The sequence below is a fragment of the Bacillus tianshenii genome (genome assembly GCA_020524525.2).
Lineage (GTDB): Bacteria > Bacillota > Bacilli > Bacillales > Bacillaceae_N > Bacillus_AV.
The window spans coordinates 2167424-2187446 of sequence record CP129018.1 but is presented as its reverse complement, the minus strand read 5'-3'; the positions used below and the strand labels follow the sequence as shown (position 1 = coordinate 2187446).

Here is a 20023-nt window from a genome sequence, read left to right as displayed (position 1 = left end):
TTTTTTAACAATATTCTGCGCAATACGGCTATCATCTCAATTACTCTATTTCATTTCAAATCGTTTTGCCAACTCCACTAGCAAATAATTGCAATTATCCTTAAAAAAAATAAAAAATTTGTAGAATTTTAAGATTCTTTTAAGGTCTAAATAGTACTATTATAGTAGTATTAGAATGGATTTATCTTCGAATCTTAAAAAAATGTCGATATACAGAGGTATTTGTATGAAAAATGGTGTAATTATGTCTTTAGTATAGGTCATTTGGCATATTTGTTGGAGTGAAGGATTAGGAAATGAGTTTCGACAGGAGGGAAAAGGAAGATGGCGCGTATTATCACAATCACTTCCGGTAAGGGTGGTGTCGGCAAGACGACAATCACAGCAAATTTAGGGACCTCGCTTGCATTAATGGACAAGAAGGTTTGTTTGATAGATGCTGACTTCGGATTATGTAACCTTGATTTGCTGCTTGGTTTAAAGGAACGGGTTATCTTTGATATTGGAGATTATTTTAATGGGGATTGTACACTTGATAACATTTTGGTTAAAGACAAGCGGCTGTCAAATTTGCATTTTATCCCTGGTTTTAAAGAATATTCGAATACGGAAATTGCTCCTGATGCGCTAAAGCGTCTCATAAGTGAGCTTGAGGATGGCTATGACTATCTATTAATTGATTCACCGGGAGGCATTGAGCAAGGCTTTCAGAATGCGGTTACTGCTGCAGAGGAAGCGATCGTTGTGACAACACCTGAAAAGACTGCCCTTCAAGATGCTGACCGCATTGTTGGTATGCTTGACGAACAGCTTGAAACATCACCGCTTTTGATCATAAATCGCTATTGTGAGAAAGAGACACAGTTTACAGTCGAAGATATTATTTCATTACTTAACATTGAATTGCTTGAGGTAATTCCAGAGGATGCAGAAATTATGAAATCTATTCACCACCAAGTGCCGATTGCTCTTGATACACGTCAAGAAAACGGGCTTCGTTTCCGACATATTGCACGGAATCTCTTAACGGACAAGCTTCATTTATTTGTATCACGAAAGCAGACTGGAAAGCAGAGCTTTCACGTGCCGGTTATTAAGAAGGTGATGAAGCACCTGAAGATTTCTTCGTTATAAGCCACCTATATAAGAAGCACCCATACCAGTTTTTGGTTGGGTGCTTTGTATGTTATGGACGAGAATATTAGATTTCAGTGACTCTTTATTTAATTAGTAGATTTGGTAATAATTTTGCTAATTTGTTGATACGTCATATCACTTGTGATTTTATATGTACCGATTCTAATTGAGCTTTGCAGATTGTTTTTGAGTAAATAGTTATTGTAGTCATCTGCATTTTTTACCATTTTGTTAGCCGCTAATTTTGCGGCAACAGCGTCACTGCTCATACCGGATTGGATAGAAAGAGTGTATGTCTTTGCTTGTTTTGGCTCTTCCTTCGGTTTTTCTTTTGGTTGTTCTGCTTTTTCAGCTTGGGCTTGGGTCGGTTTTGCTTCAGGCTTCTTTTGTTCGGTTGCATTGTTAGTAGCTAATTCGTTCGGTTGCTTTGCTTCTGCTTGTTGCTTTGTCTTGTCGGCTTGTTCCTTTGCTTCGACAAGTTCGTAATATTCTTTTTCACTCACTTTGACATAATCATGTTCATCCAAGTAAGCAGTCACGTCTGCTTCTGTAATCGCTTTTTGAGTGGTCTCAGCTGTTTGTGGTTCGATGAAATAGACGAGTGAAAGGATGGATGAAGCCGTGATTAATCCGAGTGAAAAGTAGCGGATGTGATTGCGACTCATTATTATCTCCCCCGTTTTGCAATATGTTCAATAATTAATTGCACTTGATCGTAGGGTTGACCTGTTTCTTGGGCGATTTGCTCGTAGGTTAACCCCGCGTCATAGAGAAACAGTACCTCTTCTTGGTCGGTCATTTCTGAACGGTCAATTGCCGTATAAGGGGGCTTTACTGGCTGCTTTTCAACCGTGAGGGGCTGTTCGTTAAGAATCAACTCTTCTTCAAATACTTTCAGCTTCTTCTTAATTTGATAATGTTCCTTAATCATTGTCATTGAAAGCTGGTCAACTTGGTTTTCAAGTTCTGTCAATTTGTCATCTTTAAAGAAAGAAAGAATTAATAGAATGATTGCGACAGAAAATAAACCAATAATTGCCCATTCCATCATGCGTCAACACTCCAAACTATTAGGTATCGTTTGCCAATTTTTAATGTTAACTCTAGTGTACTACAAAACTTGTCATTCAAAAATTTCTTTTTGATGATTATCACCTCTAAAATTGTAGTTTTTTCAAACATGTATAAGTGCGTAATTTTGTCGTTTTATGCATTTTTCCAACGGATCCTCATATATATAGACAATGTAAAAGGAAACAGAAATTTTTTTCTAGGCGGAATACCTTGAGGCGCATGGGAGGACGGCATTCGACATTTTCCACTTATTGTAGGATATGAAATACAAATGGTATCATTAAATTATCAAAATAATACAAAAAAAAGATAAGATTTGACTGTAGACAAAGCATAGTCAGATGTAAGAAACGTCAATGATAGAAGTGCTTGTCAGCAGTCTATAGGGAATGGGGCGCCGGTGAGGGTAATGAACTAAGTGAAAGGGTGCCTGACATGAAAGCAGTGATATTGGCAGGGGGAAAAGGAACACGGCTTCGGCCTCTGACATGCAATCTTCCTAAACCGATGCTTCCAATTATGGAAAAACCAGTTTTACAACATTTAATTGAACTATTACAACGCTATCACATAAAGGAAGCAGCGGTAACAGTTGAGTATATGTCCACTTCGATTAAGCGGTATTTCGGAGACGGAGAAGGATTTGATGTAGATATTCAATATTTTGAAGAGAAGAAGCCGCTCGGAACAGCAGGGGCAATCAATAGTACCCAAGGGTTCTGTGATGAGACATTTCTCGTAATAAGCGGTGACATTGTGACTGATTTTGATCTAGCAGAAGGACTTGCTTTTCATCGTAAACATGGCGGAGTTGCAACGGTGTTTTCTGTAGAAGTTGCGAAGCCTCAAGAATATGGCGTGATTTTTTCGGATGAAAATGGAAAAATTACTGACTTTGAAGAAAAACCTCGCCGTACGAATTTGCAAAGTCGTCTTGTGAATACAGGCGTTTATATTTTTAACCGTAGGATTTTCGATTATATTCCAGTTGGTGTGGAATGGGATATCAGTCGTGATTTGATTCCGAGTCTGCTTGCTGAGGGTGAACCAATTTATACGTATTCGTCAAGTGCCTATTGGAAGGATGTTGGGACGACGGAACAATACCGTCAAGTTCATGAAGATATCCTTCGCGGTAAAGTTAATGTCAATTTCTCAGCTGTATGGAATGATGAGTACGGTGTGTGGATGGGAGATGGTGTTTCAATTGAAGAAGGCGCTTTTATTAAAGGTCCAGCATATATTGGAAGCGGTGCAGTTATCCGCTCAGGAGCAAAGATTGACCCTTATTCTGTAGTCGGATCTCATGCAGAGGTGCAGCATAAAGCCTCAATTAGAAAAAGCATCATTTGGCAAAATTCATATATCGGTGAAAAAACAGAACTGCGCGGGGCGATTATTGCTGAAAAGAATGTGTTATGGAATGGAGCAGCGGTATATGAGAACGGCATTGTTGGCAGTGCTTCAACAATTGGCGCAGATGTTGTTGTCCGACCGGAAGTGAAGATATGGCCATACAAAAAAATTGAGCATGACACAGTTCTCGATCACTCGCTTGTTTGGGGGCATCATCAACCTGTTTCATTATTTCAAGGCCACTCAATTATCGGAAAAGCAAATATTGAAATGACACCTGAATTCATTGTAAATCTAGCAGGTGCCTACAAAGCAGTTGTTAGCGAGGGCGATGAAATTATCATAAGCAGTGATAACAACCCTTATACAAGCCTTCTAAAAGATATTTTTATTCATACTGTACGGAGCGGTGGAATTAATGTACTTGAAGAAAAGGCAGGTTCTTTGCCAGTCGTAAGCTTTGCACTTGCTGCAAATGAGGGAAGAGTGGCCGGTATCTATCTTGAGATGCAAGATGACAATGTCATTATTCAATGCTTAGATGAGAACGGTGAAAGACTTAATAATAAGAAGCAATATGAACTTGAACGTGCATACAAGCAGCACGCATTTCCGAATGTGCCATTTGAGCGGATTGGCAAGCATACCGTGCTTACGGTAGATAGTTGTTATCAAAATGTATTGCACACTTCAGGTGATATGCGTTTTTTTCTTTATGAAATGCCTTGTGGAAATGAGGCATGGACTCAACTGAAAGAAAGCTTTTTACAAGAAGGGTTTTATGCGGCGCCGGATGTAGAAGCTCTTTCATTAATACTTTCGTCTGGGGAAGGTTTGTATTTAACATATGAAATAAATCACCCCAGCATTGTTATCTATACAGACAAAAAGATTCCACACGTCTTAATTGAATTGATAAATAAAAAAATCCAACAATTCCAAAGGGTGTAGTTAAAATGAAAAGTTATAAAAATTGTGATGTGACAATACATGTGTCTGGTGATGGCTTGGTCAATAGGCTTGAAGCGTTTGAACGGAGGTTTGAGGCAGAGCGGGGAATTCTTCATATCGGTTCAAGCACGGAAACAACATTTGAAACAGTAAATACGATTCATGCAGGGCTCCCTCTTTTTGAACGTCGTGTTGACTTGTTTAATAATACAGAAAAGGCGAAACCGTTTGAGATATGGTTTCATCAAAATTTTAAAGAACAAACAGATGAGCAAATTGGTTTCTATAGTCCATGCGAGCAAAGCTTTATCCATTATGTAGACGGCGTATATTTCTTGTTTGGTCTCCATGCAAAAACAGCTGATAAAAGTATTCGTTATGCATTGTCGAACGATGCTAGGCCTTCTTACTATCAATTACGCAATGCTCCTGATGAGGCATGCTGGCGTCCACTTGCAAGCGGACGAGTGGACAGTACGCTTTGCGTAGAAGGAATGCTCGCACCATATGAAAGGGATTCCGTTTACTTTCATATGATAGCAGCACGTTCTGAAAAAGAACTGTTTGAATATCATCATGTTTTTCAGCAATTGGATTCGATCCATTCTATGCACGAAGCTCTGCAACATGATTCGAATACGCAAATTTCCTACAAAAATCAAATGGAAACGCAGTCCTGCTAAAAGTTCTCCCTCCAAAAAACATATGCTTGATTGTCACGTCACGTTTTGCTATGATATTAAGGTGTGATTGTATGAGCTTAGGCCTTCACGATCATGGAGCGTTATGCGATATTAATTGAAATTATTGTTTGATGGAGGGATATAGACATGCGTGTTAATATTACACTTGCTTGTACAGAAACTGGCGATCGTAACTACATCACGACGAAGAACAAGCGTACAAACCCAGAGCGTATTGAACTTAAAAAATACTGCCCACGCTTAAAGCGCCACACATTGCATAAAGAAACGAAGTAATCGTTTAATCGCAATGTGGAAAGACCGCAGCACCTTTGTAGAAGGTAGAGCGGTCTTTTTTGTTTGGTTAATAATAGTTATTTAAAAATGGTCTAATCTCGTTGTTGATACAAAGGGTATGTTCTTGTGATGGGAAATGGCCCATTTTTAATGTTTTAAAGGCAGTTAAGTTCGGAATGATGTCTTTCGCTTTTTTGTATAATCGCTCCTGTGGAAAAAAGATATCATCTTCCCCAGCAATGATTAGCGTAGGAGCGTTATAGTGAATAAGTTCTTTCTTTTCCGTTAATTTAGGCATTTCCTGTTCCAGCTTCAATGTTTGAAAGATCTCCCCGATAATTTGCTTATCGATATCTTGCATACTGTTTGCTGACATAATATTTGTAATGGTAGTGAGGTAGTTTTCGGATGAGGTTGCCTTAAACAATAGTAATGGAATGAGAATTTTTTTAATCATTTCCCGTTTTGAGCCTAATTGGATGCCTGCAGGTGAAACGAGAACAGCACAATCAATTTTATTCGGCATGTATGCAGCCAACCGAAAAATGATGCCTCCGCCATAAGAAGGACCAATAAATGCACTGCTTTCAATATTAAGATAATCCATCATTTCTATCAGCCATTGAGCAAAACTGTTGTCCTTTGCTGAAATGCGAGCTTCAGCACTGAACCCAGGGTGACCAATCGTGTCTGGGGCATAAATCCTATACTGCTCTATAAGCGGCAAAAACCAAGATAAGGTCATTGGGTTAATACAATTCCCCCCCTGAAGAATAAACAACGGCTTACCATTTTGAGGTCCAGTCACAAGCATATGGGTTTTTCCGAAGCTTGTCTCTACATATATTCGTTCTACCTCAAATGGAAAAGAATCGAGATAAGTTCTATAATGCGCATGGATCGTTTCTTTTCCTTTTTCACTTCTATAAATGCTCTTCATCATCATACCTCCATTCATATATTTTACAAAAGATCTCATGAATAAGAAGTAATATGTTCTGAAACGGTGTTTAATATAAATAAAACTATAGTGAATTAGTTCTCCTCTGTCCATTATTCATGATATGATAAAAAAATGATGGATAAATTATGAATTGTAATTCAGTTTTTGCTACTATACTGAATTTTATTAATAAGGGAGAAGAACGATATGGATCGATTCAAAGAAGTTCTGAATAATGTAAAAAAAATATATCCGTTGTTTGATAAAAAGAGTAGTGATTTAGAGGAAACCTATGAGATTCTTAGCTCATTGTTAACCCATTCAGCTGATGCAATCGCAATCCTTAGTACAGATGGCATTGTAAAGCAGGTTAATCCAGCATTTGAGGAATTATATGGGTGGGAACTTGAAGAACTGATAGATAAGCGACTTCCTTTTACAGAGGAAGAGTATGAAAATGAAATTAATGATCTTATTGTAAGAGTTCGAAACGGTGAAACAATCCGCTCGTATGAAACGACAAGAACAAACCGAAATAATGAGAAGGTTCATGTTTCGATTACATTATCTCCTATTCGAAGTTCTGAAGGTGAGGTAGTGGCAATCAGTTCGTTTATTCGCGACAATCAGCAGCGAATTGAGACAGAAAGACGTTTAGAAGAAAGTAAGTCTCGTTATCAATCACTCTTTCAATATAGTCCAGATGCAATTTTTTCACTTGATTTAAAAGGGAATATATTGAAAACGAATTCATCTTGCGAAACACTTATTGGCTGTATGAAGGAGCAGCTAACGGATAAGCCTTTTTTACAACTTATTACACCAGATGATATGGATCTCGTCCGTACTCGTTTTTATGAGGCGCTAGAAGGACAGTCATCTTCCTATGAAGCTCGTATTACTCGCAAAGATGGAGTAGAAAGACAGTTATTAATTAATAATGTACCGATTTTCATCAATGAAAAGGTAATTGGTGTGTACTGTATCGGGCAAGACCGGACAGAGATGAATAAAGCATTACAAGCATTGAAGGAAAGTGAGGAACGCTATCGGTTAATTGCGGATCATTCACAGGATTTGATTACTGTTCACCGCACAGATGGACGAATCACGTATGCTTCTCCTTCACATAGTCATTTGCTCGGTTATGAACCGAATCAACTGTTGGAGCAACCACTTTGCAATCTCGTCCATCCTGAGGAAAGGGAAAAGCTGAATGCCTTTTTCTATGAATCGATTATGACGAAGCAGCCGTTCACATGTCGGGTCCGCAAGAGAACAAATAATGAAGAATGGATTTGGTACGAGGTAAAGGGAAACCCTGTTAGTGATGAGAAACACAATTTGATTCATGTCATTCTTGTGTCGAGGGAAATTACGCAGCAGGTTCAATATGAGAAAGAACTGAATAGCATGGCTTTCTTTGATGAGCTGACAGGTCTGCCAAATCGACGTTTGTTTTATAATAGCATTACTAAAGTGTTTTCTAGTGCTCAGCGCCATCAATATAGTTTCGCGGTTCTTTATTTGGATGGCGATGAATTTAAGAAGGTTAATGATACATTCGGCCATGATGTCGGTGATGACTTCTTAGAGGAGGTAGCAGCTAGACTTCAAGCTGTAATCCGTGAAGAAGATACGATTTCAAGGCTAGGTGGGGATGAATTTGCCGTTCTGCTTTCTCGACTTTCTGCACCAGCTGAAGCGGATGAAGCAGCCAAGCGAATTTTAGCTCACCTATCAAAGCCGTTTCATATTAAAGGAAATAAAATCGATTCTTCATTCAGCATCGGTATTTCTGCTTATCCAGCAGATGGCCAAGACATTGAATCACTTATGAAACATGCAGATGAAGCACTTTATCATGCGAAAGATAAAGGCAAGAATTGTTACGTCCATTATAAAGATATTCCAGAAGAATAACATTGGAAAAGCTGTCTAAGTGGCAGCTTTTTGTTTTTTGTAAAATACTAATTTTGAGAGATATGGAGGATAATTGAACTATTTTCACTATTTCAAAAGAAGAATTATGCTAAATTTGAAACAATTTACTATTCCCATTCGTTATCTTTAGGGAATGGTTTTTTTGTGTTGGGTTAACTTGCAAAAAAAAGACTTAGGAGGAGCATATATGGAAATTGCCGCACTGCTTTATGCGGGGGGTTGTAGCTGCCCTTTTAATAGGAGCTTCGAAGAAAGTTAAGCTATGGTTTGGCAGTATATATGGCGGAATGATTGCTATCTTTCTAGCAGGTGAATTATATATTAAGACGAAGACAGGGTTCTTCAAAGACAAAGGAGAATGGCTTTCAAGCGGCGGTTCAATCGAGCTTGGTGATTGGGTTGTTCCGTTTTATATTACCTTAATGATTACCTTAGTCGTGCTTATTGATTTCCGTATTTTTAAGAAAGCTTATGAAGTAGAGGGGAGCACAAGATGGTCGCTGATTGTACTCGGTATTTTGTTTACTTTGGTTTATGGGGTTGGTGTAGTCGCTTCCTTGTTCTTTGTTGCGTTTATGTTTTATCCATTTGCTCCATAAATGGAGTTAACTGAGTGCAAGGGGTATGAATTTGAAGCGGAGGGTAGTAGGGTGAAAAATATACGAAATGGTTCGATTTATTTAATGATATTTGGCGGTGCCTTTACAGGTTTGGTCATTAATCAAGCGTTTGACACAGTTATTGGAGCTGATACAGATTCTTTTAATGGTGTTTCCGTATTGTTGGGAGTAATTATGGGGTTGCTGTGGGAAATAGCTCATACTTTGCAAGAGTTGTTACAACAAAAATCAGAACGGCAGGTGAGCTAATATGGACTCAATGCGATTAAGGCTTCCGAAAATTTTATTGGTACTAAGCCTTACTGCTGTATTCGAGATGATTGGTTTATTCATATATGCTAGTTCTTATCCGACGATGAGTATTTCCTTATACATCATACCACTTAACATAGTAATCATTTTGAACCTTATTATTTGGCAGCAAGCAGAAAGGTTACGACGTCGGACGATTAAATATAATGTAATTGGTGTTTTTTTTATTATACTCATTTTACCGGTTATTTTTTTATCAATAAAGCCTACCTACAGCTATGAGCAAGCGAAACACATTCTTGCGCGCACTGAATCAGTTAACATTATTGACTTTAACGTTAAAACAAACTACAGTGATAGTCATTATTATTATCAAGTGAAAAATAGTGATGGGAAGGGAACCTTTTTAATTCATCCAAACAGTGGTGAAATTATAAAGAAAGATTAGTAGAAAATTAGAACTTTATGGGATAATATGTTAAGGTTATTTTGTGAATGGAAATAGTGAAATTAAATTTAAAAAAGAATGAGATGTCACCAACAAATTGAATAGAAGCAATGAGGAGATTAGATGAGAACATTACAAATGATTATTGTCATCCCATCAACCATCTTGATTCTTTTGTCACTATATTACAATAGTGATATTGGAATGATTCTTGGTCTAGTGGGAGCCGTGCTTGCTATTATTATTAAGCAGCGGCGCATACATAACGAAAGGTGTTCGGACCGCGGAGAAAGTGCTTCTACAACTGACGATAGGGACAAGCCAAACCCAGATGATGACTAGAAAATAACTTTGGAATAATGTTTTATGAGGTATACTTTTTAGAACTCCAGTTGATAAAGACTGGAGCTTTTGTCGTTTTGATTGCAGGGATAATTATGTTATACTTCCAACCTTAGTCATTATTATTAGGCTGAATTTCTTAAATAAATATTTTGGAGTGGTAGTATGACGAACAAGCGAAACATCATTCAATCGTTCATCATTCTGCTTGGAGGAATTGGTGTGCTTATTATTCAAAATCCTTTAGGTATGATGTTGAAGGAAGATACAGTTAATTATATCGGGTTATCAATTCTACTTGGGCTTATTTTCGTTCTTATTCTTAATGGTTTTGAAGCTTTAAATAGGTTAAAAAAACAGCGAGAAGAATGGGGAAATTATTATAAGCGGAAAATTATTATTAAGACCTATTCGGTAGTATTACTTACAATTAGTATTATCGCGGTTCTCGAATTTATTTTTTTCTGTTTTTTACTTAGTTCCTATCCAACAATCCAGGTGGAATATATTTTTGCGATACTTATCATAACAGCGGTTTCGGCATTGGTTTTGCGGGAAAGGGCATTAAAGTTTCGGACACGAACAATGAGGAAATTTATTAAAAGCTTGCTGGTAGGCTTGAGTATCTTGCCTATTCTATTTCTCTTTTTCAAACCTATTTATAGCTATGTGGAAGCACGGCAAATGCTTGAGCATATAGAAGGTATAGAGATAGATGACTATGAGGAAGTGAAAATAAATTACCGGCAAGACTATTATTTTTTCTACGGATTTCATGACAATGTAAAGAGAATTTTCTGGGTTCACCCAGACAGCGGACAAATTTTGGAGCGTGAGATTGGTGAGATAGAATAGGAAACGACTAGAATCTGTTCTTCTGTTTGTAAAGGATTATTTCCTTGGCAATATTCGACACATACTACTGAATATTGAACTCATTTTTATCAAAACCTATTCCTAACAGGAAATGGATGGAGTGGGACGATGAAAATTGCGATTATTGGAGCAGGATTGTCAGGACTTGCATGTGCAATCACCTTGGAGAAGCATGGGTATTTTGTAGATATATTTGAAAAACGTGGGATGGTTGGTGATAGGTTTGTTGTAGCAGAAACGATGTCTTCAATGCTGCATATTCCGATAGATGATGGCGTGAAATATTTCTCAGAAGAACATGATATACATTTGAAGCCAAGCAGTAATATTCGTAAGATGTATGTTTATTCGCCTAATGAGTCAGCTTGTTTTGAAGGGCATTTAGGGTCGATTAATATGCGGGGCAAACATCCTCATTCCTATGAAAAGCAGCTTGAAGCACAGTTGCATACGAAGATTTATTTTAATGAAGATGTGAGCTATGACGATATTGCTAAGGAGTACACGCATATTGTGCTAGCAACCGGTGACCCTAGCTATACACAGATGCTACAGTCATTTGATACAGCAGTAAAGGTTTCTTTTAAAGGAGCGTTAGTAAAGGGAAACTTCGAAGTTACAGATATACATACTTGGCATAATCATCATTATGCACCAAAAGGAGTGTCTTACTTCCTTCCGCATTGTCAAACAGAAGGAAGTTTGATCATTGCTTATCCGCAATATCCTGAAAACGAAGGTGTACAGAAAGAGGAGTTGTGGAAGCGATTCTACGATGAGGCATGTAAGAAGTTGGGGCAAAATCTGCACATAACAGAGACATTTTCATTAAATAATTTCGTAATCGGAAAGGCGCGTTATCCAAGAATTGGTAATACCTTCTTTACAGGTAATTGTCTAGGTGTGATGACCCCGTTTCAAGGTTTTGGACAGCTGCCATCAATTATTTCAGGAATATACGCTGCACACGATCTATGCGGGCTTGGTAAGTATGAAGAGTTAACAAAAGGGTTATTTCAAAACTATCATGATTCTCTTACATTGCGCAGGGCAATTGAGCAGTTAAGTAATGATCAGCTTGACCTTCTAACAAAGGCATTTCGCTTAGAATTTGTTGAACGGGCATTGGTCAATCACCGAATTAATTGGTTCAATGTTGCAAGTCGTATTATACATCCTTTTTCGCGTAACTCTTAGCACCTTGTCTACGAGGTGCACTTTTTTATTACTAAAATTGTTAAAAGGGCTTACAATAGAAGAAAGAGACAGTTATACAGGGGGATAAGAATGGGGATATTAGCCATTGACGATCATAAGACGAATTTACTGCTCATTAAGAAAATGCTAAAAGCATATGGCTATGAAGACGTATTCACCGCTTCTTCTATAGTTGAAGGGTTAGAGGTTTTGCAGGTTTCATGCGACACAATTGAGCTCATTCTGCTTGATATTCAAATGCCTGAGGTAGATGGAATTGAATTTTGTAAAACGCTAAAGGAAAGTAAAGAGTATGGACATATTCCAGTTGTTATGATTACTGCCTTTCATGATGAAAAAAAGTTAGAAGCAGCCTTTGAAGCAGGGTGCTTTTCTTATCTTACAAAGCCAATTAAACGGATCGACTTGCTTGCTCAAGTGAAATCAGCATTAAAATTACATCATGAATATAAAACAAGAATGCTCGAAGCAGAAAAAGCAAAGGAAGCCGATAGCCAACTTAATAATATCTTATATGCCCTTGGACAGCATGCGATTGTGTCCATAGCGAATGCTCAGGGAGTTATTACATATGTAAACGACAAGTTCATAGAGTTATCGAAATATAAAGAGGAAGAACTAATTGGTGCTACTCATCGAATTATTAAATCTGGCTACCATCCAAAGACTTTTTTCAAAGAAATGTGGGAAACGATCACTAGTGGTCAGAGCTGGACGGGTGAAATTTGTAACCGAGCAAAGGATGGATCATTCTATTGGGTTCAGACCGTCATCGTTCCTTTTATTGATGGAAATACAAATAAGCCCTATCAATATGTTAGTATTCGCGGTGACATTAGTGAACGAAAACGTTTAGAACAGAAGCATCAAGAAGAATTACAGCTGGCAAGTACTATTCAAACAAGTGTATTGCCTCTTCCGATTGAGAATGAAAAAATTTTGATCCATGGGGTTTATTTTTCAAGTTCAGAAGTGTCGGGTGATCTGTACAGCTGGTATCAAATTGATGAAGAAAGGTATGGAGTTATTTTAATTGATGTAATGGGGCATGGAATTCCAGCAGCGCTTATTACAATGGCGATTCATTCGAACTTAAGAAGAATTGTAACGACTTATATGAAGCCAAAAAGGGTAATGGAAGCCCTTCAAGCGAACTTTAAGTCGATTTTAATGAATTATGAAGATAATTACCGAAAACCATATTTTACAGCCTTTTATGCATTAATTAATACGAAAGAACGGAGGATTGACTATATAAACGCAGGGCACCCAGCGCCGCTTCTTGTAATGGAGAAAACGATTGTAGAATTAGAATCACTTATCCCGCCGATTGGTATTATCCCCATTGAAGAATTCCATAGTAAGAGTATGTCGTTTGAGGAGACAGACGCAAGGCTTTTTCTTTATACGGATGGTTTATCCGATATGTATAAATGCAATGAACAAGAGCTTGTCAACTATTTATCAACTAAATTCCATAGTGATAAGGGTATGGGGAATGCATTGTTGTCGGAAATCACCGCAGAATTAATAAACGGAAATAAATTAGAGGATGATACATCGATGATTCATATCTTTCTTCCATTGAAGTAAAAGAAACATTAAGAAAAAGGGTCTGTCTATATGTTTACAACCTGTCTGTAGTGGTGAATGGTAGATTAAGAGGATTCTTTTCGACTACGTTGAAGGTCTTCTTTCACAGGGTCGTAACATACAACTAGGAGGAAATGCAGATGGAACCATTTATTCGAAATCATCATTTTAATTTTATTAAACAGCAAGTTTATCAAGTGCTATATCAGATTAATTCAGTGAAAGACCCTGAGATTATTGAAGCGGTAAAATTAAGTGCGCGTGAGAAGGTTTTTAATATGTTTCCTGATATGACAATTGAACAACAGGCGCTGTTACGCCCAATTGCGAAAATGCGGAAGGAAGAGGAGTTCTCGAATTATCTGGACATGCTTTCCATTTATCGTACGAAATTTCCCAAACTTAATACAAAGAAATTACAGAGTCTATTTCCAAAAGTAAAGAAATTAAAAATGCCTAAATTAGAGCTTGATTACAAATCTTTAACGTATATTGGTTGGAAAGACTATAGTTCAAACACCATATATCTCGTTTATGAAATGGATAGCGAGCTAATTGGCATTGAAGGTAAATATACACCTATACGACAAAAAAATATGTGTTCACTTTGCAATCAATATGAAAGAGTGGCACTCGTAACAGCTGTTAATAAGGAGACAAGCTCAGTGGACGCCTATAAAGCATATGGCAATTATATGTGCATAGACAGTGACCAATGCAACCGAAATATTATTGATGTGACGAACTTAGAAAACTTTGTAGCTCGCATCATCGGATGATCAGAAAACCCTTATTTATAAAAGAAAGAGGATGACCTTCAAAGTTCTTTTGGAGGTCACCCTCTTTTTTTATTGAACACGCGGCACATTAGATGCTAATACGTTATAACAGTAATTTAAGCTTTCTTGAAGCAACTTAAGAAAGTTAATTTGCAATGCTGGGTTTTCCTGCATCAGCCTTCTTAGCAGGTGAATTGAAACACTGAGCAAAACTGTTGGTTTTGTCGTTTTGATGTTCATGTTACTTGAATTAAAAAAAGGAAGGACTTCTCCACTTTCTAACACTGCGATAACAAGCTGTTCATAATTATTTTGGAGAGACAACTCGACCTGTCCGTTTAGAACAATATATAACTGATCCGTTTCTGTACATTCATTTACTTCCAAGTTTGGCTTTAATTCAACAAGATTAGCGTTTTTCCCAATTTTGGAAAGAAGCGAATTATTGGCATTTTGAAAGGCGGGAATACTTTTAAGATATAACAAATAGTCAGATTTTATCATTGTTCTTCCTCCGCTCTCATGCTTGATAACTTAAGTATAAACGAAAAATGAGATAAGATATGTGATGTTTCGCACATGCAGAGGAAATTAATCAATATTGCAAATGTCAACAGAGCAATATTCACAGCCGATTTCTGCTTTTAAGTGTTCAATGTCGCGGATGAACAATTTCCCTGAGGGCTCTGTTGAAAGGATGCCTAATTTTCTTAGCTCACTTAAGCTTCGGTTAACACTTTCTCTTGTCGACGCACAAAATTTTGCTAAATCTTGATTTGTAAGGGAAAGGTCGATTAAGATGCCTTCTTCCTTTTGGACGCCATAGCTGTTCGAAAGTCTAATTAGTGTTGAATAGAGAGCTCCTTTTTTCCCCGAAAGAACAAGGTCACGGATTTTTGATTGGATTTTTCGTAAATGCGTACTAACCCATTTCATAAATTCGAATGTCAGCTCTGAGTTTTTTACAAGCTCTTGTTCTAATTTTTCTTTTTTTATTGTTAGGATTTCACTATCTTCAACAGCCAGTGCGCTTAGCATATATTTTGCATTGTCAGAAAAGAGAGTTAGTTCCCCAACAATATCGTCACGCTTGCAAATTCGCAGTGTAAGCTCTTTGCCGTCAACTGTTAGCTTACTAATTTGCACTAAGCCATCTTGTATTAAATAAATTTCTTCTGATTCCATTCCTTCTTGAAATAAAAAGCTTCCTTTTGAAATTTTTTTCGGTGTACTGATTGATTTAAGAAGATTACGAAGTTCGGGGGATATTAAATCAATATCTCTCTTTCGTGCATTTTCACTCATCGAATCACTCCCACTAAATGGCTATTAATATACATATTACCCCTCCTCTCATCTCAAAAACTTGTTCATAAGGCATAAGTGAGATTTCCTTATAAGAGTTGAGGCTTTTATTTTGATTAAGGTTTGATGAGAGTGGAAAAGATATCTTTATTGCTTCAAAGCTGTTTTTCGACATTTTTGGACAAAAACTTATTTTTATTTGTGGAAATATGTTATCAAGTCTGTTATATTTATATCTGATTGTCTTTAGGAGGTTCGGCATGGGTGTTGGTTATAATTGTAAATATTCTGATACTTTTTACAGCCTAAGGAATAATTTAATAAAAAAGGAGAAATTGGATGGGTAAAATATCAAACGTTTTTTGGATAACAGTTGCATTAGTATTGGCGTCGGTTGTGTTTGGTGTTGCTTTACCAGACAGCTTTGAAAGTGTGACAGCAAATATTCAGTCATTTATTACGTCAACATTTGGATGGTATTATTTAATTTTAGTGACAACGATCGTGATTTTTTGTATCTTTCTTATCTTCAGCCCTGTCGGCACAATTAAATTAGGGAAGCCTGATGAAAAGCCTGAGTATTCAAAAGGCACATGGTTCGCAATGCTATTTAGTGCTGGTATGGGGATCGGGCTTGTATTCTGGGGAGCAGCAGAACCGCTTTCCCATTACATGAGCCCACCGCTAGCTGAAGGCGGAACAGCTCAAGCAAACAAAGAAGCGATGCGCTACACATTCTTCCACTGGGGTATTCATGCGTGGGGAATATACGCAATCGTGGCATTAGCTTTGGCCTACTTTAAATTTCGCAAAGATGAGCCAGGGTTAATTTCAGCGACATTAAAACCTGTGTTAGGAAAAAGCATGGACGGATTCCTTGGGACAATTGTAGATGTGCTCGCAGTTTTCGCGACAGTTGTGGGGGTTGCAACGACACTTGGATTCGGTGCAGCTCAAATAAACGGTGGTTTAGCATATTTATTTGGTATTCCTAAGAACTTTACTTCTCAATTCTTTATTATCGCTGTAGTTACGGTACTATTCATGATTTCAGCGTGGTCTGGATTGAGCAAAGGAATTAAATATTTAAGTAACACAAATATGATTTTAGCTATTGGTTTATTAATCTTAATGTTCTTTGTTGGACCAACAATTTTGATGCTTAATATTTTTACGGACTCAATTGGTGGCTACATTCAAAACATAGCCCAAATGAGCTTCCGTATTGCGCCTTTAAATGAAGAACACCGTGCTTGGATTAACGGTTGGACTATTTTCTATTGGGCTTGGTGGATCTCCTGGTCACCATTTGTCGGAATCTTTATTGCGCGTGTATCGCGTGGACGAACAATTCGCGAATTTTTAATTGGCGTATTATTGTTGCCGGCACTTGTTAGCTTCTTTTGGTTTGCTGTATTTGGAACTTCTGCGATTGAAGTCCAAAATGCAGGAAGTGTTGATTTAACACAGTTTGCTACAGAAGAAGTATTGTTTGCGATCTTTAACCAGTTCCCAGCATCAACGTTATTATCGTTCGTAGCGATTACACTTATTGGTACGTTCTTTATTACATCTGCAGACTCAGCAACATTCGTGCTTGGGATGCAAACGACATATGGCTCTTTAACGCCGCCAAACGCTGTTAAATTAACATGGGGTATTGCGCAATCAACTGTTGCATTAATTCTTCTTTATAGTGGTGGGCTACAAGCGCTGCAAAATGCCTTGATTGTTGCAGCCTTTCCATTCTCATTCATCATGGTGCTTATGATGCTTTCACTATATCGTTCATTGACAAAAGAAAAGAAAGAGCTTGGTTTATATATTAAGCCGAAGCCGCGTAAGAAAACATCATAACAATTAAAAAAGGATGTCCAATTTTTGGGCATCCTTTTTATTTTTTAGAATGTGGATCCTAGCACATACTACTGTCAGGAGGTGGCCGTAGTATGAAATTTGCACTTATTGCATTTTTTTATTTACTGGGAAGTCAAATGGACGTTACTGACAATTTAACTGTAAAAAATGAAGGAGAGCCAGTTGCTTCAATTAATCGAGCTGAACTGCACATGCCTATTTTCGGGGAAACAGTTATCAATGAACAAGGTTATCAACAATTTGTAAAAGAATTAAAAGAAAAAATACACCTAAAGCCTGTAAACGCCAAGATTGATGATAATGGGAAAATTAAAGAAGGGAAAACAGGCTATATGCTTAACGAGTATAAATTTAGAGCACAATTTTATGCTTATTATTACAGTAGCGGTTCAGCCGAAATGGAGATTCCAAAGCATACTTTACATCCAGAAGTAGATAGTGAACTGCTTGCAAATATTCGCACAAAACAAATCGGTTCTTATGTTACCTATTTCAATCCAACTAATAAAGAACGTTCACGAAATATTAAGCTTGCGGCAGAGGCGATTAACAGCCATGTCGTGTTTCCAGGCAAGACTTTTTCATTTAACCAAGTAGTCGGAAAAAGAACAAAAGAAAAAGGTTATATGTCTGCCCCTGTTATTGTAAAAGGGGAGTTAGCGGAAGGGATTGGAGGAGGAATATGCCAAGTCTCATCCACATTGTTCAATGCTGTTGACCAAGCGGGTGTGCAGATTGTAAAACGCTTTTCACACAGCAGGCGTGTCCCGTATGTTCCACCAGGGAGAGATGCAACAGTCAGTTGGTATGGCCCGGACTTTGCTTTCAAAAATAACTATAATCAGCCTGTCCTCATCCGAGCAAAAGTACAAGGAGGTAGGATGATTATTACGATATACTCGTCCGAGAACATTAATTATGAATCCCGAAACGTCCCGAAAGCACCAGCACATTTGCCAGTTGAAGTAGAAGCGCATTCCTAGACGAAAGATTGAAATTTGTTCGTTTGAGCACTGACCAAAACTCTTGTAAAATAACGAGAGGAACGACGAATAAAAATAGGAAAAGGTGTTAGCAGTGCAAACATACATTGTAGTGGGAGCAGGGATTCTAGGAGCATCAACAGCCTATCAGCTCGCAAAAGAAGGAGCGAAGGTTACAATTGTGGACAGGAAAGACGAAGGTCAGGCGACAGATGCCGCAGCTGGGATCGTTTGTCCATGGCTTTCGCAGCGTCGTAATAAAACATGGTATCGGCTTGCTAGTGGGGGAGCACGTTACTATCCACAGTTAATTAAAGAGTTAGAAGCAGATGGGGAAACAAGTACAGGCTATAAACGGGTTGGCGCAATTAGCTTACATACAGAAGAGAGAAAGCTTGAAAAGATGATCGAGCGTGCATTGAAACGCCGAGAAGATGCCCCTGAAATTGGAGAAATTACTCGTTTATCAAGCTTAGAAACGAAACGGATGTTCCCTCCGTTATCAGATGAATATCGTGCCGTTCATGTAAGTGGAGCAGCTCGTGTAAACGGGCGTGCACTCCGCAATGCTTTAATTCGGGCAGCCAAAAAGTACGGGGCTTCGTTTGTCGAAGCTGAAGCACAACTTATTTCTGAAGGAAAGCGTGTGACAGGTGTTCAAGCAAATGAGCAAGTGTATACAGCAGATACAGTAATTGTAACAGCAGGTGTTTGGGCTAAGCATCTGTTACAGCCATTAGATATTCACTTTAAAGTGACAGCACAGAAGGCACAAATTGCTCATTTAGAACTTCTGGATAAAGATACAAATAGCTGGCCAGTCGTAATTCCACCGACTAATCACTATCTCCTAACATTTGATGAAGGGCGTGTAGTGGCAGGAGCGACACATGAGGATAACAAAGGATTCGACACCCGTGTTACAGCAGGTGGAATGCAGGAAATTTTTACGAAGGCTTTGACGATTGCGCCAGGGTTAGAAAATGCCACCATTCTTGAATCAAGGGTAGGATTTCGGCCATTTACGCCAGGTTTTCTACCTGTCTTCGGTGTATGTCCTTATTATGAAGGCTTGCTGCTCGCTAATGGCCTTGGGGCTTCAGGCTTAACGAGCGGTCCATATCTCGGTGCAGAATTAGCTAAGCTTGCCCTTGGCAAACCGACCGAGCTTGACCCAAGTGATTATGATATTTCAGAAGCTGTTGAGAAAATGACATAGAAGCATCGTTTAATCGTTTCCGAAGGCGGAAGCGATTTTTTTGGTGGGAAAAATGCTGATTTTTTAGAAAAATATGAAATGCGGACAAAAAATGTCGAGTTTTGCCGAATTTTAATTATGAATGA

The 20023-nt window shown here is 38.0% G+C and carries 21 protein-coding genes; 16 read left to right on the top strand and 5 right to left on the bottom strand.

Translation table 11 applies throughout. The features are described 5' to 3' along the window. The first annotated feature begins 324 nt into the window (after nt 1–324). Nucleotides 325–1134 (top strand): septum site-determining protein MinD, encoded by an 810-nt coding sequence (gene minD / locus LC040_11060; protein WLR49843.1) that lies wholly within the window; start codon nt 325–327, stop codon nt 1132–1134. 89 nt (nt 1135–1223) lie between these two features. On the opposite strand, the gene LC040_11055 is transcribed toward minD, so the two are convergent. Next, nucleotides 1224–1802, bottom strand: coding sequence for an endolytic transglycosylase MltG (locus LC040_11055; protein WLR49842.1), 579 nt, complete (start codon nt 1800–1802; stop codon nt 1224–1226). A gap of 2 nt (nt 1803–1804) precedes the next feature. After that, nucleotides 1805–2188, bottom strand: coding sequence for a hypothetical protein (locus LC040_11050; GenBank protein ID WLR49841.1), 384 nt, complete (start codon nt 2186–2188; stop codon nt 1805–1807). A gap of 458 nt (nt 2189–2646) precedes the next feature. Between LC040_11050 and LC040_11045 the strand changes: the two genes are divergently transcribed. The 3 genes from LC040_11045 (at nt 2647) to rpmG (ending at nt 5498) form a co-directional block, all read left to right on the top strand. After that, on the top strand, nt 2647–4518 hold the full coding sequence (locus tag LC040_11045) for a sugar phosphate nucleotidyltransferase (GenBank protein WLR49840.1): 1872 nt from the start codon (nt 2647–2649) through the stop codon (nt 4516–4518). A 5-nt stretch (nt 4519–4523) separates the two neighbouring features. Further along, nucleotides 4524–5201, top strand: coding sequence for a hypothetical protein (locus tag LC040_11040; GenBank protein WLR49839.1), 678 nt, complete (start codon nt 4524–4526; stop codon nt 5199–5201). A gap of 147 nt (nt 5202–5348) precedes the next feature. Next, nucleotides 5349–5498, top strand: a complete 150-nt coding sequence (gene rpmG / locus LC040_11035; GenBank protein WLR49838.1) for a 50S ribosomal protein L33 — start codon at nt 5349–5351, stop codon at nt 5496–5498. A gap of 67 nt (nt 5499–5565) precedes the next feature. Here the strand turns inward: rpmG and LC040_11030 are convergent, their stop codons facing one another. Then, nucleotides 5566–6444 carry an alpha/beta hydrolase gene (locus LC040_11030; GenBank protein ID WLR49837.1) on the bottom strand — a complete coding sequence of 293 codons (879 nt, stop codon included), beginning with the start codon at nt 6442–6444 and terminating at the stop codon, nt 5566–5568. A gap of 204 nt (nt 6445–6648) precedes the next feature. On the opposite strand from LC040_11030, the gene LC040_11025 reads away from it, so the two are divergent. The 9 genes from LC040_11025 to LC040_10985 all read left to right on the top strand — a co-directional run bounded on the left by LC040_11025 (nt 6649) and on the right by LC040_10985 (nt 14513). Next, nucleotides 6649–8364: a PAS domain S-box protein gene (locus LC040_11025; protein ID WLR49836.1), complete on the top strand. Its 1716-nt coding sequence runs from the start codon at nt 6649–6651 to the stop codon at nt 8362–8364. Between the two features lie 215 nt (nt 8365–8579). Next, on the top strand, nt 8580–8984 hold the full coding sequence (locus LC040_11020) for a hypothetical protein (GenBank protein WLR49835.1): 405 nt from the start codon (nt 8580–8582) through the stop codon (nt 8982–8984). A gap of 51 nt (nt 8985–9035) precedes the next feature. Then, a complete protein-coding gene (locus LC040_11015) occupies nt 9036–9254 on the top strand; it encodes a hypothetical protein (protein WLR49834.1) in 219 nt (72 codons plus the stop codon). Nucleotide 9255: 1 nt separating this feature from the next. Further along, nucleotides 9256–9705 (top strand): hypothetical protein, encoded by a 450-nt coding sequence (locus LC040_11010; GenBank protein WLR49833.1) that lies wholly within the window; start codon nt 9256–9258, stop codon nt 9703–9705. Between the two features lie 123 nt (nt 9706–9828). Next, nucleotides 9829–10047 (top strand): hypothetical protein, encoded by a 219-nt coding sequence (locus LC040_11005; protein ID WLR49832.1) that lies wholly within the window; start codon nt 9829–9831, stop codon nt 10045–10047. 165 nt (nt 10048–10212) lie between these two features. Next, a complete protein-coding gene (locus tag LC040_11000; GenBank protein WLR49831.1) occupies nt 10213–10902 on the top strand; it encodes a hypothetical protein in 690 nt (229 codons plus the stop codon). A 129-nt stretch (nt 10903–11031) separates the two neighbouring features. After that, nucleotides 11032–12120 (top strand): NAD(P)-binding protein, encoded by a 1089-nt coding sequence (locus tag LC040_10995; protein ID WLR49830.1) that lies wholly within the window; start codon nt 11032–11034, stop codon nt 12118–12120. 90 nt (nt 12121–12210) lie between these two features. Next, the gene (locus LC040_10990) at nt 12211–13734 is read left to right on the top strand and encodes a SpoIIE family protein phosphatase (protein WLR49829.1); all 1524 of its coding nucleotides are present in this window, start codon (nt 12211–12213) and stop codon (nt 13732–13734) included. 140 nt (nt 13735–13874) lie between these two features. Beyond that, complete coding sequence (locus LC040_10985; protein ID WLR49828.1) at nt 13875–14513, top strand: FusB/FusC family EF-G-binding protein; 639 nt, start codon at nt 13875–13877, stop codon at nt 14511–14513. A gap of 69 nt (nt 14514–14582) precedes the next feature. Here LC040_10985 and LC040_10980 read toward each other — a convergent pair whose 3' ends face one another. Continuing rightward, the gene (locus tag LC040_10980; protein ID WLR49827.1) at nt 14583–15017 is read right to left on the bottom strand and encodes a cyclic nucleotide-binding domain-containing protein; all 435 of its coding nucleotides are present in this window, start codon (nt 15015–15017) and stop codon (nt 14583–14585) included. 87 nt (nt 15018–15104) lie between these two features. Continuing rightward, nucleotides 15105–15818 carry a Crp/Fnr family transcriptional regulator gene (locus LC040_10975; GenBank protein ID WLR49826.1) on the bottom strand — a complete coding sequence of 238 codons (714 nt, stop codon included), beginning with the start codon at nt 15816–15818 and terminating at the stop codon, nt 15105–15107. Between the two features lie 339 nt (nt 15819–16157). On the opposite strand from LC040_10975, the gene LC040_10970 reads away from it, so the two are divergent. The 3 genes from LC040_10970 (at nt 16158) to LC040_10960 (ending at nt 19898) form a co-directional block, all read left to right on the top strand. Next, nucleotides 16158–17675 (top strand): BCCT family transporter, encoded by a 1518-nt coding sequence (locus LC040_10970; protein ID WLR49825.1) that lies wholly within the window; start codon nt 16158–16160, stop codon nt 17673–17675. Nucleotides 17676–17767: 92 nt separating this feature from the next. Next, a complete protein-coding gene (locus LC040_10965; protein ID WLR49824.1) occupies nt 17768–18679 on the top strand; it encodes a VanW family protein in 912 nt (303 codons plus the stop codon). Nucleotides 18680–18773: 94 nt separating this feature from the next. Next, nucleotides 18774–19898 (top strand): FAD-binding oxidoreductase, encoded by a 1125-nt coding sequence (locus tag LC040_10960; GenBank protein ID WLR49823.1) that lies wholly within the window; start codon nt 18774–18776, stop codon nt 19896–19898. The last annotated feature ends 125 nt before the right edge of the window (nt 19899–20023 follow it).

What these genes read in the sequence shown, in the direction of transcription:
- minD (WLR49843.1), top strand. Translation starts at nt 325, where the DNA reads ATGGCGCGTATTATCACAATCACTTCCGGTAAGGGTGGTGTCGGCAAG.
- LC040_11055 (WLR49842.1), bottom strand. Translation starts at nt 1,802, where the DNA reads ATGAGTCGCAATCACATCCGCTACTTTTCACTCGGATTAATCACGGCT.
- LC040_11050 (WLR49841.1), bottom strand. Translation starts at nt 2,188, where the DNA reads ATGATGGAATGGGCAATTATTGGTTTATTTTCTGTCGCAATCATTCTA.
- LC040_11045 (WLR49840.1), top strand. Translation starts at nt 2,647, where the DNA reads ATGAAAGCAGTGATATTGGCAGGGGGAAAAGGAACACGGCTTCGGCCT.
- LC040_11040 (WLR49839.1), top strand. Translation starts at nt 4,524, where the DNA reads ATGAAAAGTTATAAAAATTGTGATGTGACAATACATGTGTCTGGTGAT.
- rpmG (WLR49838.1), top strand. Translation starts at nt 5,349, where the DNA reads ATGCGTGTTAATATTACACTTGCTTGTACAGAAACTGGCGATCGTAAC.
- LC040_11030 (WLR49837.1), bottom strand. Translation starts at nt 6,444, where the DNA reads ATGATGATGAAGAGCATTTATAGAAGTGAAAAAGGAAAAGAAACGATC.
- LC040_11025 (WLR49836.1), top strand. Translation starts at nt 6,649, where the DNA reads ATGGATCGATTCAAAGAAGTTCTGAATAATGTAAAAAAAATATATCCG.
- LC040_11010 (WLR49833.1), top strand. Translation starts at nt 9,256, where the DNA reads ATGGACTCAATGCGATTAAGGCTTCCGAAAATTTTATTGGTACTAAGC.
- LC040_11005 (WLR49832.1), top strand. Translation starts at nt 9,829, where the DNA reads ATGAGAACATTACAAATGATTATTGTCATCCCATCAACCATCTTGATT.
- LC040_11000 (WLR49831.1), top strand. Translation starts at nt 10,213, where the DNA reads ATGACGAACAAGCGAAACATCATTCAATCGTTCATCATTCTGCTTGGA.
- LC040_10995 (WLR49830.1), top strand. Translation starts at nt 11,032, where the DNA reads ATGAAAATTGCGATTATTGGAGCAGGATTGTCAGGACTTGCATGTGCA.
- LC040_10990 (WLR49829.1), top strand. Translation starts at nt 12,211, where the DNA reads ATGGGGATATTAGCCATTGACGATCATAAGACGAATTTACTGCTCATT.
- LC040_10985 (WLR49828.1), top strand. Translation starts at nt 13,875, where the DNA reads ATGGAACCATTTATTCGAAATCATCATTTTAATTTTATTAAACAGCAA.
- LC040_10980 (WLR49827.1), bottom strand. Translation starts at nt 15,017, where the DNA reads ATGATAAAATCTGACTATTTGTTATATCTTAAAAGTATTCCCGCCTTT.
- LC040_10975 (WLR49826.1), bottom strand. Translation starts at nt 15,818, where the DNA reads ATGAGTGAAAATGCACGAAAGAGAGATATTGATTTAATATCCCCCGAA.
- LC040_10970 (WLR49825.1), top strand. Translation starts at nt 16,158, where the DNA reads ATGGGTAAAATATCAAACGTTTTTTGGATAACAGTTGCATTAGTATTG.
- LC040_10965 (WLR49824.1), top strand. Translation starts at nt 17,768, where the DNA reads ATGAAATTTGCACTTATTGCATTTTTTTATTTACTGGGAAGTCAAATG.